This window comes from Paraburkholderia haematera, assembly GCF_905220975.1.
GTDB lineage: Bacteria > Pseudomonadota > Gammaproteobacteria > Burkholderiales > Burkholderiaceae > Paraburkholderia > Paraburkholderia haematera.
The window spans coordinates 252,520-269,070 of record NZ_CAJNBK010000004.1; the positions used below are offsets into that span (position 1 = coordinate 252,520).

Here is a 16,551-nt window from a genome sequence, read left to right on the forward strand (position 1 = left end):
TAAGCGACCAGGGAGGGGGCGGAGTGAGATCGATCAGGGGGGCGGCATTCTCCGTGCGGGCGGGCCTCGGGCCAAGTGCTCCCACCTGGGTGCTGTTGCAGCAGATTGTCGTGCGCGGTCTCGTCGCTGTGAAGTTTCTCGCGCTTGGACGCATTCTCGGGCCGTCGGCAATCGGGAGCGTCAGCATTGCGCTACTCGCGGTGGCGATCGCCGAATCGCTTTCCGACACAGGTCTCCCGCAGGCGGTCATCCAGGGGGGCGATGCGCCGACGCGTTCAGATCTCACCGCCATCTGGACCACGCTCACGACACGCGGCGTGCTGGTCGCGCTCCTGCTGATCGCGCTCGCGCCGGTGATGAACAGCCAGTTTCACCTCGGCAACGCACTCGCACTGCTACAGCTTGCGGCCGCGCTGCCGTTGCTTCGCGGCGTCGCATCGCCCGCTTACTTCGTGGTCCAACGCAATCGCGGTTTCCAGCACATCGCGGGGATCGAAATGGCCGCGGCGTTTGTTGATTGCTGCATTGGCCTCGCGTTTGCGTGGGGTGGTGCGGGAGCCTACTCATTGCTGATCGGCATGATCGTCGGCGAAACGCTGAAAACCACCCTCACATGGGCGACGATGACGCCGCGTCCGTCGATTCGACCCAAGTGGTCGGGGATCGGACATTACATTGGCTTCAGCCGCTGGATCTGGGCGGGGAGCGTCGTGAATCTGCTGCTCAACCAGTTTGACAAGGTTGTGGTCGGGAAGCTGCTCGGACCGGCGCAACTGGGCGCGTACCAGATGTCGTCAAAGCTCGCGCAGATGTTGCTGACGGATACGGCGTTTGCGATGGGGCAATATCTCTTTCCCACGTTTTCCGCCCAACACCGGCACGACGCGCGTGTGGCGGCGCGGCTTGTCAGGCTGTACCTGGTTATTGTTGCCGGCGGCCTGGCGATGCTCGTCGTGTTGCTGCGAGTCATTGCGGAACCGCTCTTCGCGTTGATTCTCGGTGCCGCGTGGATGTCGGCGGTCCCGCTCTTCAAAATATTCGTCATCAACATGGCGATCGGCGCATTGATCGCGGTGCTCGTCGCCTACTTGCGCGCGGTCGGCGATGCGAAGGCGACGACGCAGGCGTCGCTGATACAGATGGTCATTCTATTCGCGATCGTGCCGCCCGCGACGCACTACTGGGGCGTGACGGGCATCGCGTGGTCGATGACGGCCGGCATGGGCTCGGCCGCCACGTGGATGCTCTATCGAACCTTGAGGCGGCATGACGCGCCTTCCTTTCCGTTGGCCGGCTAACGCGTGCGGATTTTGGGGTGCCCGGAACCCGGCAGATTCACGCAAGCGCGCCAGGGTATTTTGTGGTGCCTTCCGCCATTCGCCGTATATCATCAAGCCTCCGTATGAACCCAAACACGCAGGAGGCTATCTTGCAGGAAAGTCGTCTTTGTCTGTATGCCGATGCTCAGTTTGTCAGCCCTTACGCCATGTCGGTTTTCGTTGTTCTTGACGAAAAGGGATTGCCATTTGAACTATCGACCGTGGATCTCGGGCGTGATGCCAATCATGAATCGAGTTATGCAGCCAGATCGTTGACGCAGCGCGTTCCCACGCTGATGCATGGGGACTTCGCTTTGTCGGAATCGTCCGCAATTGCTGAATATCTTGATGAGGCATTTCCGGAAACGTTGGTCTATCCACAAGATAAATTTCTTCGAGCGAGGGCACGACAGGTGCAAGCCTGGCTGCGAAGTGACCTGATGCCCATCCGGCAGGAGCGCTCGACGGAGGTTGTGTTCTACGGATCGCAAGGAGCGGCGCTTACGCCCGCGGCCGAAGCAGCAGCCCAGAAGCTGTTTTATGTGGCTGAGGCTTTGCTTCCGGGAGATACGGCGAATCTATTTGGAACGTGGAGCATAGCGGATACAGATTTGACGTTGATGCTCAATCGCCTGATCCTGAACGGCGATCCGGTACCTGCCAGGTTAGTTGATTACGCTACGCGCCAGTGGGAAAGACCATCGGTGCAGCGATGGGTTAAATTGAACCGGCCTCCGCTCTGGATTGCCGCTGAATGATTTTGGCGATGAGTTCGCCGGTAGCGGATGCGTACCGGTGTTCGAGTTCGACGTATCTGCCCTGGTCAAATCGTGCAAAAGTTTTTGTCCGTCACGGGAGTGTACGAAATGCTTGTTTATATTTTTCGGGGACCCGGCCGCGTGTTCGGCTTTACGGCGGAGGAGGCGGGGGCGAATCTGCCGGCAAGGTTCGCGCCTTGGGTTTCATTCAGGTCAGTGGAACTGAGCCGGGACAAACCGACCCCAGGCGTTGACTCGGGAGAGTGTCTGGACGACATTGAGAAGTATGGATTTCACATCACCGATGCACACGTCCGTATTACTGACAAGGTAGTCTGATGTCGCCTTCTGCATGCGACCCACCCTCGTTTCGATCTGAATGCCACAGCTCGCGAAATAGCGGCCCGGTGACTCGCCGTCATGTTCGGACGATCAAAAACCGTTCTGCAATGCGAAGCAAATGCTGCGATTGGTCTCGTCTTCTTCCGGAAAGCCGCCATGTCTTCTGGCTTGGGATTGATATCCTGGCTTCGCACTGGGTTTTGTGGGTGACCAGACGGTTCTTGCGGTTTGAACGAACTCGGCAACTGCAAGGATATCGGCGTCGATATAGGGCGCCGTCCCTTTCCAGTATCGTTGCATCCCGACCAGCGGCTTGTCTGCATTTGGGTCAATCTCGCAGAGCGACGAAATAAGATAAAGCAGCGACTTGTTGTAGACCAGTGGCACCTCCCAGTAGGAACCCTCGGTCTTGTTATCGAGCCCGAAGACCCGGAGCTCACTGACACGCTTGCGCAGTATCGGCAATCCAGCATTCATCCGGTCGAACGTCATGGCCGGCGCCAGCATGATGACTTCAACCCGCTGCGTTGACGATGCCGGGAGTCGTGCATCGAGTGCTTCAATGAAGCGCTGCACGTAGATCGCGCCAGCACTGTGACCCATCAGCGTGACCCGGAGCTGCGGATTTTTGTCCCACGCATCGCATAAGTGGTTCAGAAACGCGCTGCCGCCCGCTTCGGTGTCAGTCGAGAACGAGTCGTCGATGAACTGCTTCATCTCGTCCCAGATTGGCGGGCCCAGGCACTCGGCCAGTCCCGCCGCGATGAGGAGTTCTTCGACAACCGTCGTATACAAGCCGTGATCGTGCCCGGAATTAAGTCGTTGAATGATTCTTGCGAGAGGATTTTGCGGCCCGCGAAGACGCTTGGGAGAAAACAACCGGCGCTTTTTGGGAACCGACTTTCCGGCAGCGTCCAACCATTGCGCGAACTGATCCAGTTCAGTGCTCGAACAGGCGAGCTGTGCACCCGCACGCTTTGCCCACGCTTTGTCGTAGAGTTTGGTGGAGGATGCCAGTTCCTTGAGAGACATGGGCGCCGCCTTACGGGCTTTGGCCGGCCGTCGCCGACCCTTGAGCGATTGATCGGTGTCGAGCACAGCGGCGATCTGGCGGGCCACTGCATTCACCGCGTAATTGGCAGCGCTCACGAAACCCGGATCGTCGCGATAGGGTTCGAGAATACCTTTCATTGAAGTGAGGAGATCGGACTGCCAGATAAAGAAGAACGGGTAGGCGCCGCTGTCGGTGTAGCCCTTGATCAGCCTACCGGCAGTGCTGAGGCCGTCCGCTTCAGATACCAGCCCACCGTGGAAAAACACACAGAGGTGTTCCGACGGGGCATTTTCCTTGAAATTGTCGAACGCCTTGCTGAGGTCGAGGGCCGTCGTCCGATTGAACTTGCCGTATTGCAGGTCGATATCGTGAAGTGGATCGATCGGAAGTAGTGCGGATGCTTTTTGCATGACGTTTCCTCCTTCACGACCAGTCCGGATTCGCCATACCAGGCACGTGCCTGGCAATTGGGGCAGTCTGATATCGAAGGCGCAACCGTCAGGCCGGTGGGCGGCTAGCATGGCTGATGACGAGCGCCGCAGGCATGGGCGGCACCACGATGCGCCAACGTGAATGACGTCGCGGCGCGCAAAGTGTCCCTCCCATGGCGGCATCTCGCGCAATGGCGAGCGCGCCTGTACCGGCGATGTCAGTCAGGGATCTTGGGCTCGACCAACTTTGCCAACTGAACAAGCGACTCCTGCCAGCCGAGGTAGCACATCTCCACAGGAATGACCTCGGGTATGCCCTCTTGCACAATAGTGAGCTCCGTTCCGCAGGACACCTGCCGCAATGAAATAGTGGCATGCATCTGGCCGGGCAGGTTCGGGTTGTCGAATCGGTCCGAGTAGCGGATTTTCTCGAACGGCACCAGTTCGACGTACTCGCCACCGAACGAGTGGCCATTACCCGTGCCGAAGTTCCGGAAGGACATCTTGTAAGTGCCACCCACGCGGGCATCCATGTGGTGGACCTGACAGGTGAACCCGTAGGGAGGGAGCCACTTCGCGATCGCATCGGGTTCGAGGAAGGCGCGATAGATGCGTTCAGGAGTCGCGCGCAAGACGCGTTGGAGATGAACTGTTCCGGTAGTCATGGGGTGCTCGTCTTTCGCTGGAGAAGTTGAACATACCCCTACGACGATTCGGCAATGCCGATTTCGACGTAGGTGTGATCGGGAAAAACCCGTAGGCGCCAATAAGTTTCAAAGTCAGCCGCTTCTATCCTGCCACCACCCGATTGCGGCCATTGTGCTTGGCCTGGTAAAGCCGCTCGTCGGCGACACGTAAGAGGGTGTCGATCGTGTCGCCGTCGCGGCCGAACTCGGAGATGCCGACACTGACGGTAACGGCGACGGCCCGCCCGGTTCCGGTATAGAACTCCTCGGTAGCCACGGCGCCCCGGACGCGCTCCGCGATCGAACGTGCGGCCTCCAGCGCGGCTGTAGGTAACAACACCATAAACTCTTCACCCCCGACCCGCGCCACGCCGTCATAGGGGCGAATGGCATCAAGGCATTTCTGCACGAATCGCTGCAACACCTCGTCACCCACCTGATGGCCGTAGCTGTCGTTGATTAATTTGAAGTGGTCGAGATCCAGCGCCAGCAGCGAGAACGGTGCACCGCCTCGCCTGGCCCGTGCGATTTCGGCCTCCACTTGCTGGATAAACTCGCGCCGGTTTGCGGCACCTGTCAGCGGATCGGTGGCGGCGAGATGCTCAAGCTTGTGATTGGTGCGTTGGAGTTCCTGCAGCGCGTTTTCCGTGCGTGCCATCGCCTCGGCGAGCCGTGCCATCAGTTCTTCCTGGCTGTAGATCGTCGAAAAGGAGCGCGTCGTGCGAAACGCTTGAACGACGCCATAACTCAACAGAAAAAAGCCGGCAGCGAAGATCGCGTGCGCCAGCCACCACATATGATTCCAGGGCTTGCCGAGAATGAACGCGAGAGATGCAAGCGCGAAGGAAGTGATCGAGATGCCGTAGATCACCATCAGCGGCGAGCGAATGCGACGCAGCATCAGGACCATGACGTTCAGCGTCGAGAAGATGAGCGCGCCACCCTCCATCGAAAGCCGCACCGCGAGGTTACCCGCAATTGGCGAGTTCGCAATGACTCCGACAACCACATCGATCAGGACGAACACGGCGATCCACCTCAGCCACGGGCCCGGCTTCGAGCGCTGTTCGATCGCGTCCGGCGCGCGGTGGTACGAGAGGAGCCCGACCAGCAGCAACACCGACATCACCAGACGCGATGCCGGGCCGTAGAGCAGAAATAGCCAGATATTATGGTGAGCCATGCCGGTGAACGCGCCGTGTAGCGCATAGACCAGTACAAAGCCCAGAAAACCCAAAGTCAGCCAGCGCAACAGCGGTTCACCCGACGACAGATAGCAACGCCATGTCACATAGGTGACAAACAGCCCCTCGAGCGTTGCCGATGCGATCGCGATTTCGTGAAAGGCGTGGTTTTCGAACTTCAGGCTTGGGTCCTGAAAGTAAATCAGATAAACAATCAGGTAGGCGGGAATGAGCGCAAAACCAACGATCAGCAAACTTGAGTAGACCTTGGTCACGATCCCGATGAGGCGAGGCGGTTCTTCGATTGAAATGGTTGTGTTCATATGCCCGTCTCCGACAATATGACTGTGGTTTTTCGCATCGCCGAGCGGTTGACGCGTGAATCCGCCGACCCGGACACGGCACCATGCCGTGTGCAAGGGCAAGCATACAGTGCGGCGGGCGCCCGGGCGAACAGCGTGCGATAAAAAGCGGACTGCGATGCGCGTTGGCGAAACGTGGGTCGTGCAGTCGGCGTCTGATAAACCGTGCAGATGTCTTGTGAAAATGATAGACGCTGCTGCCTACGGTTGCCAGCCGCGGCGACTTGCGCAACCTGCTGTCAACGCATCGCGTTTTCGGTACTATCTATGCATCGTGCATAGTTTTTTGCGCTTTAGCGATGCGACAGCGCAGCACCGTTGCACGGAACTTCAATACGCTAGTCAATCCTGCGACCGCTTGCGGGAGAGCGCGGATACGGTTCTCCCGGTAGCCCGGACTCCAAGCGTCGCCAACCGCCACAAACGGCCCGCAGTCGCAAGAAGACCGAGGGGAGGTGGTCCTGTCGGTATCGGAGCGTCATCGTCCGAAACCATCGGAATGACGGTCCGGCCGAAGTGGTCTTCCTGCATCGGAAGACTCCAGTACTCGTATGGGTACAACATCCGGGCGAGGCGAAAACCCGTATCGCACCTGCCTTCGTGGAGCTCGGTGGCGGCTCTCAAACGTATTGCCGACACCGGGCTCCGGGTTGGGTAGATCGCAGTACTTGCAAGACGGTCCTTGCTGCAATCGTCGATTGAAGGTGAACCGGATGGGGTCAACTTTGGGCTTCTTTCGTTCATGGTTATCTCCGCTGGTGATGCCGATTACGGAGACGCCACAAACAAAAAAGGCCTCATCCGTATTTCCGGCGAGGCCTTCGAGCTGCGTTCCTGCTTATCTAACGCGCATTGGCCTCCGATGGCATGCCCGAACGGACTGCCATGTGGCGAAGCGCGAAAGAGGAGAGGTTGAGCGTCAGCATGACGTCGAGTTTCTTTGCAATTGGAACGCGTGTCAATACATGTGCGTTGTGCCGAGCCGACAGCTTGTGTTCCGCTGATGCGGCTTGTCGCAAGGAATGGCGAAGCGCCTCTTACGCCGCGCTTGCAATGACCCGCGACGCTTCGTCGACGAAACATTATTCGCCGGCCACAGGTGGCTTAGTTGTCCAGTCCCGCCCAACCTGTTACGCCAGCGAGTTTGGTGCGCATGTTGCTTGCATGGCCTGTCTGGCACAGTGCGCTGTGCCTCGAGCGCCGATAGTCTTGCGGCAAGTCGCCGATGCCGCCTACATGTACCAGAATGGAGGTATGCAAATGAAATCACTGATTGCAGTCCTTATCGTCACGTCTGCTTAGGCGGGACCCTCTGCATCGGCGCGGATTTCGCCCAGGCGCAATCCGCGCCGAAAGTGATCGACATCGCAACCCGCCCAGGCGTCACGCAGCGCTTCCTCTACATCGCGCCTGAAAGTCCGAAGGCCGCGGTCATTCTCTATGCGGGCGGGCATGGCGGATTGCAGCTCGATCCCTATGGAACGTTTGGCTGGGGGCAAGGCAACTTTCTGGTGCGTAGCCGTCAGACATTTGTCAGCAACGGCCTGGCGGTGGCGGTGATCGATGCGCCGAGTGATCGTCAGTCAGTTCCGTTTCTGAACGGATTCCGGTTGAGCGCCGAGCATGCAGCGGACGGCAAGGCGGTGATTGCCTGGATGCGGGAGCAAACCAAGGTACCGGTCTGGCTGGTCGGGACGAGCCGAGGCACGCAATCCGTCGCTGCCATTGCCATCGCGCTTGCCAGCGGAGGCGGCCCGGATGGGATCGTATTGACCTCCACCATTCTTCAGGACGACAAAGGAGGTAGCCCGGTAACCGGCATGAATCTTTCCGCATTGAAAGTCCCCGTGCTCGTCGTGCATCACAAGGACGATGCCTGCCGATATTGTCCGGTATCCGGGACGTCTGGGCTGATGGAGAAATTGACGGGTTCGTCCGACGACGGTCTGATGATCGTATCCGGGGGGAGCTCCAAGGGTGATCCATGTGAGGCTTTTGCCTACCACGGATTCAACGGCGTAGAAGGTGAAGTGGTTCGCGCGATCGCGGAATGGATCGTCGCGCATTGACTCAAATCTGGAATCCGCAATGCAGGAGTTTCGAGCGACTACCGCCTCGCCTTGCGTCTGACCCGCCCTTCGACGAATCCATGAAAGTGAAGATCGCCTATCGCGCGCGCCCAGGCATTGACCCAGCAAGTCGCGAGAGCCTTTTCAACAGACGAATCCGCGCGCATAAGGCGGGCCGTCGCAACACGCAGGCGAACGAATGCGTACTCTCTGTGAGCGGATTCGCGACGCTGAGCAAATGGGTCTTCACGCATCGCTGACAACTGAAAGGAAGCGAAAGAAAACTCGCGAGGGTGAACGCGGTTCCCGCATCGCGGTGTCGCAAGAATAGTCCAGCGGCGGAGAACGCGTCCAGGTAGGGCTTGTGCGAAGGGTGATCTCGGCCTGATCTCGGCCATTCGGTCTCGCGCCTACGCTCCAGCCCCTCGTTTAGACGAGGGCGACTTTGCCGGTGGCGAGGTCATACATGCCGCCAACAATGTCGATCTTCTTGTCCACGTAAAGTTTCTGGACGATCGACGGTGAGCGCTTCAGTCGAGCCACTTGCCGCCGCACGTTCTCGGTGGCCGCGTTGTCCTGCAAGTTGCCGGTCTGCGTTTGCTCGGCGGCGATGACGGCCGGTTTGATCGCGGTGATGAGTTCCGGCAAATGGCCCGGAAGGACCACCTTGGACTTTAGCACCTTGATTGCGGCGTCGACCGCGCCGCATCCGGTGTGGCCTAGCACCATGACGAGCGGCACGCCGAGGAACTCAGCGCCGTATTCGAGGGATGCAAGCATGTCCGGATTCACGATGTTGCCTGCAACGCGTAACACGAAGAGATCGCCCGGCCCCTGATCGAACGCGAACTCCGGCGCCACGCGTGAATCGGCGCAGCCCAGGATCGAGGCGATCGGATACTGCCCCTGCACACGGGCGGCGCGACCCGATGAGAAATCACGCTCGTTCGGCATGTTGGCGGCGTAGCGCGCGTTGCCTTCCATCAGCCGCTTCAACGCATCCGCAGGCGAGATCGAGTTCGGTGGTGGCGATACGCCAGGTGCTGGCGGGCTGGCCGCGATGGCGGCGATGGTGGCACTTACGCTCCATGGCAGGAGCGCTGCCAGCGCGCCGGTCTTCAGGAAACCTCTGCGCGATACCTGAGGCTCGTGCTGTGCATCACCACATACATCACACATTTGAATACCTCCGACATGGTTAGGCGCTTTCGGCCGCAAACGGGCGCCTTGATGTATCACACCGCAACGGGCACACCGATCACCTGCCATATGCGCCTCACCTGGCGGTCCAACGCTACGCCGTGGATCAACTCACTGACATTGTCTTGAGTCTATACCGCCGCCAGGCGCAGCGTCCGGAAAACCACGCATCTGCGAAGAACAGGCCGTGGCGGCGAATGGCGGGTTGGCGTGGCTGGACACCTGGGTGATGTGCCGCTTGCTGATCAAGACTGCAGCGTCCATTGCCGCAACACGCGACGCCCGCTCTAACCGCCTCGCGACGCGAGTGCGGAAAAATCGGTTTGACCAAATGACCGGATTGGAATAATGTTCATTTCAAACAACGTGGAGTATCTGATGGGCACCCTTCTGGGCAAAACAGCGGTGATTACAGGCGCGTCTTCCGGCATCGGTAAAGCGATTGCGCGTCGCCTCGCAGGCGAGGGCGCTCACGTCTTCATCGCCGGGCGCAGTTCAGAGCGGCTGCAGGACGTCGCCCGGATCATCGAAGACGCAGGCGGCAAAGCGAGCATCGGTGCTTTCGATCTGCACGATTACGACGCGCTGCACGCTTTCGTCGACGAGGCGGCCAGCCGAACCGGGCGCCTCGACATCATGGTCAATGCGGCAGGCGTTCACCATCCCGGTACTATTGCAGACGGCACGACGTCGGATTGGCAGGCCATGTTCGAGACCAACGTGATCGCCGTACTCGCCGGTAGTCAGGCCGCGATCCGTGCAATGCGCGGGACCGCGAGCAACGGGCATATCGTGACCCTTTCTTCGTACGCGGGTGAGGGCAACGCCTATCACGTCTATGGCGCGACGAAGGCCGCGGCCAATTCCGTCTGCCGGGCGTTACGTCACGAACTCGCGGACGAACCGATACGCGTGGTGACCATCATGCCAGGCGCAGTGGCGACCAATTTCGGGCGGCACTATCCGCCTGAATTCGTCAATGGCATGTTCAAATCGTTCGGTATTGCGGCCGAATTCAAGACCGGCGACGTGCTATCGGACGCAATGCTCGAGCAACTTCAAACTCACGCTTCGGCCATCTTCGCGTCGCCCGACGATATTGCCGGTGCGGTTCTATATGCGGTCACCCAGCCTCATGATCTCAGTGTCTCCGAAATCCTCGTCGGGCCTCGCAAGTCCTTCCCGAATGCAGCCTGATACGACCCTCACCAGCGACGACAAGCGTGACCGGATTCTCGATTCAGCTTTGATGCTGTTTCTGCGCTACGGCGTCAAGCGAACCTCGATTGACGATATCGCACGCGAGGTCGGTATCGCCAAAGGCACGATTTATCTCTCGTTCGATTCAAAGGCGGCGCTTTTCGCGGCGATCGCCGACCGGCTTTGTGCGAGCACACTTTCGAAGGCCGAACGGATTTCGAGCGGCGTCACGCCGCCCACCGAACGGATCATCGAGGTGCTCGACTGCTATATCGGCGAAACGCATCGGCTTGTCGCCCAGTCGCCGCATATTGCTGAGCTGACCGCGTCGCGCGAAGCGCTGGCGACGCAAGCGTTCCAGACCCTTGACGGGCAAATACGCTCGTTGCTGAGTGCGCTTCTCAGCGAGGCCGGTATCGATCGGGACGGGGCGGACGCGATGTTCATTGCGGCTGGGCTCGGAACGCTCCAGACGGGCGACAATGCCGCGCAGCCATACCGGGATCGGCTGCGTGCGATGGTCGACACGTTGGTCGCTGGGCTTGTCTGTCTCGCGAAAGCATGATGCTTTGACGCAGAGGCGGCATCGAAAACGCAAACTTTTCGAAGAGCGCTTCGCGCGTCTGCTGCGACAAGCTTATTCCGTCCACGAGTCCGCGCCATGCCACGTAACCGGCATATTCAAGCTTGACGTCAGGCAGAAGACGCTCCCGGATTGCGGATTTGAATCCATCGGCGGCGAAGACGATATCGGCGTAGTGCACACTTCCGTCGCTGAGCGTTATGGTGGCCTGATCGGGACCGTCCTGGACCGAGATGACGGTGTCGCCCGAATGGTAGTGAATGTCAGGAAGTGCGGAGCGCAGAACGTGATACATCTCGATGCCGAGCGCACGACCGTTTGCTCCGCCACATTTGTCACAACCACTACCGAGTTTCTTGCCGATTCTCACCTGTCGATTTCACGTATCGGTACTTCCCAACCCGAACGACGCGGCGAGTTCGGGCCCTTTCACGAGTAGGCGACCCACTGCCTCGCGTCGACTTGCTGCCCACAATGCGAGTACCTGTTCGACGTGAAATTCGGTGTTGCTCGATAGGGCTTCGGCCAATGCAACGGCATCATCCGCTGCTTTCGAGGTGCCGGAAGCGGTATGGGGGCGAACTGTGCAGGCGGCATCGCCAATCAACGCAACCCGACCGACAGAGAAGCTGGGACTTAAGGCATCAAATATTGACTGGAAGAATGGTGCCCGCGTTTCGCGCACAAGTTGCTGAAACGTAACGGGGAGATGTCGGGTTGCCAGTTCGCACAATTCCTCGAATGACTCAGTTGATAGATGACCGGGACTAATAGATGCATGATGCTGGTGTCCATGATCGTCTGTCAGATGTCGGTGCATCGCCGCCACATCGGCTTCGTTTCTATACCAAAGCCAGTTGAAACGCCGTCTGCCCGGCGCCAGTGATCCGTCGAGACCGGGAATCAGGAATGCCATAAACATATGTCCCGGATCGCGGAACATCGTGAAGTTATTCACGAGCGCTTCGACTTCTTGCGGCGAGAAGGCTGATTCGTCAACAATGCCTCGCCAGGCGACGTATCCTGCGAACCTTGATTCGTAGTTTGGGAAAAGCTTCGCCCGTGTGCGCGAGCCGATTCCGTCTGCAGCGACGAGAATGTCTGCGCTTACACTTTCTCCCCGGTCAAGGTCAATTTCAATCCCTTTGTCATGCTCGGTAAAGCCGACGACTTCTTGTCCGTATGAGATCCTGTCTTTCGGCAGCATGGCGCAGAGCGACCGGTATACGGTGTCCCAGGACGAGAACGGCAGTTTCTCAGGCTCCTCGGTCAGGACATCTCCATTGATGTCTATACGCCGTCGCATGATCGTTGGCACGCTGATCATGTGCTGTGTGTAATGGCCATGCTGTTCGAGGAATTTCATCATGTGACGCAGCACGGCAACCCCGCCGCCTTTCCCTCGCAGCGGGACGTCAGAGCGCTCGTACACGTGCACGTCGTGTCCGATGCAACCGAGCGTGAGCGCACTTGAAAGCCCCGCAATTGATCCACCAGCGATGACGATTTTCATAGATTAAAGGGGGTGAAATAGTCGGATCCCCACCCATTGAACACCGCAGGGACGCTTACCCGTGGCATCGAACAAGATCGTCCATTCGACTAGTTCAGATTTAACCATTGGAACAGTGCGCCTTTTTTCATAAACGCACGGTTTCGATCAATGCCGACCGTTGCGTGCGCAATTCCGGTTTCATCAATGCAGGCTATACGAAGGTTATGGTCATGCAAGCTCTTTCGTGTGGTGCCGATCCCAAGGCATAGCTATTCCCGAGACGCTATCCATCCTATTCTAATCAACACACGGAGCTGATGTGATGCAGCGAATCGACGCGATTAGCCGGAGGAGAACTCTGGAAAGTAGACTCATGCGCTCGATTGCAACGTTAAGGTTACGTTAAGGTGAATTCGTTCAGAATCGGTGCAACGTTTCGGTATCAAACTCGACAATAGAGGAACTCCATGCCTGGAATTTTACAGATCGCTGCTGCGTGTGTTCTGGTCGTTACTTCAGTTGGCGCCGCGTCGGCAGCGGCGCCGCAGCCTAGTTACGTAACGACCGTTCAACTGCACGACGGCAAGCGCGTGACATGCTTTGTCAACGAACCGGCGTCAACGCTATCGTCCTCAAGCAATCAACAATCGTTGAGCACCAGCGAACGAAACGAGGCAGAAATCGATGCTACGGCCGCCCTCCGGAGAATCCCCAGAAATCGGGGCGACGCCGACATGCCGGACGTGCAATGCTCGTAATTAGGGCGGCCGAAGCGATTTCGGATCTTGCCGTTCCCGGTGGCTTGCGAGGACCTGATCGACGGTCACTCAAGATGCCATCAGAGGACCCGGTCGTTTGCCCGGCCGTTCGGGGTTTCATTGCTTCAGCGCTGCCACATAAGCAGAAACGGAGGCAATTTCGTCGTCGCTCAACAGCGGGATAATCAGGCTCATCAACTTTCCTTTGCCCCCGCGCGTTCCGCTCTTCCATGCATGGAGTTGTGTTTCGACATACTCTTCATGTTGGCCTGTGATGCGTGGGAAGTCGGGCTCGATACCGCCTCCCGTTGCGCGGTGGCATGAAATGCATGCTGGCGCGCCGTTTGTGCCACCGTGCGTATAGACAAGCCCGCCGGCATCGACCAGCGCTGCGTTCGAGGCCGCACCCGGCCCAGGTTTTTGCGCCGCATAGAAGGCCGCGAGTGCTTTCATGTCGTCCGGCGACAGGTCTTTCACGATTGCCTGCATGACCTCGTTATGCCGCAACGGCGGCACACCCGGACCGCCCTTGAACTGCGTAAGCTGCTTGTAGAGGTACTCCGGATACTGGCCCGCAAGGCGCGGATAGGTGCCCACGGTGCTGTTTCCGTCGACACCGTGACAGGCTGCACAGCGCTGTGTCGTCAGTTCGCCGATACGTGCAGTCAGATCGTCGGCGCGCGCGACCGTTGCGGCCCACAGCAGGGCTCCGGCGACCAGCATCGTCCGTGTTGCCGAGCCAGTCATGCCTCGCTCGAACTTGTTTCTACCCATCTACGTGTCTCCTCGCATCTGGTTTAATGACGCCTGTTCGAGCTGTCCGATCGCGTCCTTTACGCTGCACACCGCGAAACGGATATCAACAGCAACGGCGTTCTGGTGCTATGAGCTTGATATAGATTGGAACGTGTCGGCGGCCGCCTGGAGAGGAATATTCAATTCACATCGGGCTACTTTTGTTATTGCGCGACTCGTCTCAAATCAGAGCGTACGTCCGTATCGCTCAAGTGCTATGACCAGAAAGCCCGCGCGTTTACCATTGAGTCCGATTAATTCCGACGCGCTCGCCGTGTCCGAACGCTGCAAGGAGGGCGGCCTTGGTCGCCCACGAAAATGACGGGCCGTGTCCTGACAGGTTGGGAGGGCGTCCGTTCGACGGAGAGCTTGCCCATGCGGAAATTGCCTCGTCGAGTATTTCCTTAACTCTTAAGAACCCGGGTGTAACACTGCTTTGACTCATATACCCTCCATTTGGGGTTTAAGACGCATTGCTCCAGAATATTGGAAGCACATGACTCGCGTCGAGGCGCTTTGCACCAGCAACTGAGAGGGAGTTCACCGCTCACTCAGACTTGATGAACTACCACGCTCCGTGTGGATTCTGCGTAGACTTCAGATCCGGCACCACCCTGTCCGCGCGGCTGCCACTGCGGGATGCGCGCGCCGTGCTCCGGCCTTCAGCCGAGCGATCCCTATGGCGTATTCTTTCCAATGAGCTTTCGGCATTTTTGACGAGGCGGTCGAGTCTTCGCAATGCGTATTCGCGGGTTGTTCCCAACAGGGAGTAGTCGTCTTTCTCGCGACCTGGCGTCCTGATGACCAGGCACTTCGATACCAGGCCTGCGATAGCCTCTGTAACGTCTGCTTTCGAGACCCTGTCGACAGCCGCGACAGTTTGCGCATCGCCAAGGTGAAAGTGCCCGGAAATCGCCGCGAGTCTGTGCAGCACGTCCCTCTCGAGTTCGCCGAGTAGTTGATAGCTCCAGTCGAGCATGCCTAGTAGCGTCCGCTGACGCGCAGGCGCGGTCCGACGTCCTCCTGTGAGAGTGCGGAACGGGTCATCCGCCACTTCACAGGCCAACTGTCGCAAGCCAAACACCCTCGCTCTTGCCGCCGCCAATTCGAGGGCCAGCGGGAGGCCGTCGAGTCGGCGACAGACCGATGCGATCGTATCGACATTCTCAGGCTCATTCGTAAGGTCGCTCGTCCACGACCCGGCAAATGCCAGAAACGCTTCGACCGACGGGCAAGCCAGGATTTCTTCGTGAGTTGCATCGAGGCCGGGAACGAGGAGTGGCGCCACCCAAAGTAAAGTCTCGTTGCGACTCCGGAGCGCTTCGCGGCTGGTGGACAGAACCCGGAGATTTGCGCTTGCCTGAACGAGTCGTTCGGTCAGCCTTGCCGCCTCTTCAAGCACGTGCTCGCAGTTGTCCAGCACCAATAGTATCCGGCGATCGGCGACGGCATCGAGCAACTTCGGCAGGAGGAGCTGCTCGTCGAAGGGTTCGATGCCAAACGCTTCCGCAGCGGCGTTCAGCACCTGCTCACGGCGAAGCACGGGAGCAAGAGACAGGAAACAGACGTCGACACGACCGTTTGCCCTCATTGATCGAGCCGCTTCGATCGCAAGGTGCGTCTTTCCTGCACCGCCGGGTCCGAGCAGGGTCACGACCGGCGTGTCCTGCAACGCATGGGCAATCTCGCCGATTTCATTTTCCCGGCCGATCAGCGGCGTATAGCAAACAGGGAGTGGCTCAAACTCGATCGACGGTGACGTAGGGAGCATCGCGGACTTCTTGCCACGATGAACGATAGCTTCGTCGTCCAGCGGGACCAGGCGGTAACCTCGCCGCGGAACGGTCTGGATTGCACGGCCGTCGTCGCCGAGTTGTTTTCTGAGCGCGGACAAATGGACGTGGATGTTGCTTTCCTCAACAATGAGGTTCGGCCATGCATGCGACATTATTTCGTGCTTGGTGACAATTTTTCCTCGCGCCTGAATCAGCACCTCAAGAATGTCGAATGCACGCGCGCCGATTTGGAGGCGGCGGTTATTCTGAAAGGCCTCTCGTGTTTCAAGTGAGACGCTAGTGCGGCCGATCTTTTCCATACTGGCACACCCTTTGCCGGTGAAGTTGTCGCGCGCGCTGGCGGCCCGAACCCGTCGTTCCACCGGAGAATGTGTGCCGGGCACGCGTGCATTCGGTCAATGTTGCACCCACTGCAGCAGCCAATCCGCCGGATACCGCTGTTCAAGCGACACGGGGGTGAGCCGGTCGAGCCACAATATTCTGAACCGATCAGGCGACCTGATCGAGAAAAGCAACGTG

General features: G+C 58.8%; 13 protein-coding genes. 6 read left to right on the top strand and 7 right to left on the bottom strand.

The genetic code is table 11. The features are described from left to right. Positions 1–23 precede the first annotated feature (23 nt). Positions 24–1,298, top strand: coding sequence for an oligosaccharide flippase family protein (locus KHO23_RS10835; protein WP_211611010.1), 1,275 nt, complete (start codon positions 24–26; stop codon positions 1,296–1,298). Between the two features lie 131 nt (positions 1,299–1,429). Continuing rightward, the gene (gene yfcF, locus KHO23_RS10840; RefSeq protein WP_211611011.1) at positions 1,430–2,077 is read left to right on the top strand and encodes a glutathione transferase; all 648 of its coding nucleotides are present in this window, start codon (positions 1,430–1,432) and stop codon (positions 2,075–2,077) included. A gap of 432 nt (positions 2,078–2,509) precedes the next feature. On the opposite strand, the gene KHO23_RS10845 is transcribed toward yfcF, so the two are convergent. The 3 genes from KHO23_RS10845 to KHO23_RS10855 all read right to left on the bottom strand — a co-directional run bounded on the left by KHO23_RS10845 (position 2,510) and on the right by KHO23_RS10855 (position 6,097). After that, the gene (locus tag KHO23_RS10845; protein WP_236066788.1) at positions 2,510–3,883 is read right to left on the bottom strand and encodes a hypothetical protein; all 1,374 of its coding nucleotides are present in this window, start codon (positions 3,881–3,883) and stop codon (positions 2,510–2,512) included. A gap of 239 nt (positions 3,884–4,122) precedes the next feature. Next, positions 4,123–4,569 (bottom strand): SRPBCC family protein, encoded by a 447-nt coding sequence (locus tag KHO23_RS10850; protein WP_211611012.1) that lies wholly within the window; start codon positions 4,567–4,569, stop codon positions 4,123–4,125. 124 nt (positions 4,570–4,693) lie between these two features. Beyond that, on the bottom strand, positions 4,694–6,097 hold the full coding sequence (locus tag KHO23_RS10855; protein ID WP_211611013.1) for a GGDEF domain-containing protein: 1,404 nt from the start codon (positions 6,095–6,097) through the stop codon (positions 4,694–4,696). Positions 6,098–7,491: 1,394 nt separating this feature from the next. Between KHO23_RS10855 and KHO23_RS10860 the strand changes: the two genes are divergently transcribed. Next, positions 7,492–8,205, top strand: a complete 714-nt coding sequence (locus KHO23_RS10860; protein WP_236066789.1) for an alpha/beta hydrolase — start codon at positions 7,492–7,494, stop codon at positions 8,203–8,205. An 80-nt stretch (positions 8,206–8,285) separates the two neighbouring features. After that, positions 8,286–8,465: a hypothetical protein gene (locus KHO23_RS10865; RefSeq protein WP_211611014.1), complete on the top strand. Its 180-nt coding sequence runs from the start codon at positions 8,286–8,288 to the stop codon at positions 8,463–8,465. A gap of 169 nt (positions 8,466–8,634) precedes the next feature. Here the strand turns inward: KHO23_RS10865 and KHO23_RS10870 are convergent, their stop codons facing one another. Next, on the bottom strand, positions 8,635–9,384 hold the full coding sequence (locus KHO23_RS10870) for a carbonic anhydrase (protein WP_211611015.1): 750 nt from the start codon (positions 9,382–9,384) through the stop codon (positions 8,635–8,637). A gap of 369 nt (positions 9,385–9,753) precedes the next feature. Between KHO23_RS10870 and KHO23_RS10875 the strand changes: the two genes are divergently transcribed. Then, a complete protein-coding gene (locus KHO23_RS10875) occupies positions 9,754–10,602 on the top strand; it encodes an SDR family oxidoreductase (RefSeq protein WP_211611016.1) in 849 nt (282 codons plus the stop codon). Then, the gene (locus KHO23_RS10880; RefSeq protein WP_211611017.1) at positions 10,592–11,170 is read left to right on the top strand and encodes a TetR/AcrR family transcriptional regulator; all 579 of its coding nucleotides are present in this window, start codon (positions 10,592–10,594) and stop codon (positions 11,168–11,170) included. The genes KHO23_RS10875 and KHO23_RS10880 overlap by 11 nt, the downstream gene beginning before the upstream one ends. A gap of 397 nt (positions 11,171–11,567) precedes the next feature. On the opposite strand, the gene KHO23_RS10885 is transcribed toward KHO23_RS10880, so the two are convergent. From KHO23_RS10885 to KHO23_RS10895, 3 genes are all read right to left on the bottom strand, one after another. Continuing rightward, positions 11,568–12,701: an FAD binding domain-containing protein gene (locus tag KHO23_RS10885; RefSeq protein ID WP_211611018.1), complete on the bottom strand. Its 1,134-nt coding sequence runs from the start codon at positions 12,699–12,701 to the stop codon at positions 11,568–11,570. 857 nt (positions 12,702–13,558) lie between these two features. Further along, positions 13,559–14,215, bottom strand: coding sequence for a c-type cytochrome (locus tag KHO23_RS10890; RefSeq protein WP_211611019.1), 657 nt, complete (start codon positions 14,213–14,215; stop codon positions 13,559–13,561). Between the two features lie 586 nt (positions 14,216–14,801). Further along, positions 14,802–16,331 carry an ATP-binding protein gene (locus tag KHO23_RS10895; protein ID WP_211611020.1) on the bottom strand — a complete coding sequence of 510 codons (1,530 nt, stop codon included), beginning with the start codon at positions 16,329–16,331 and terminating at the stop codon, positions 14,802–14,804. Positions 16,332–16,551 lie beyond the last annotated feature (220 nt).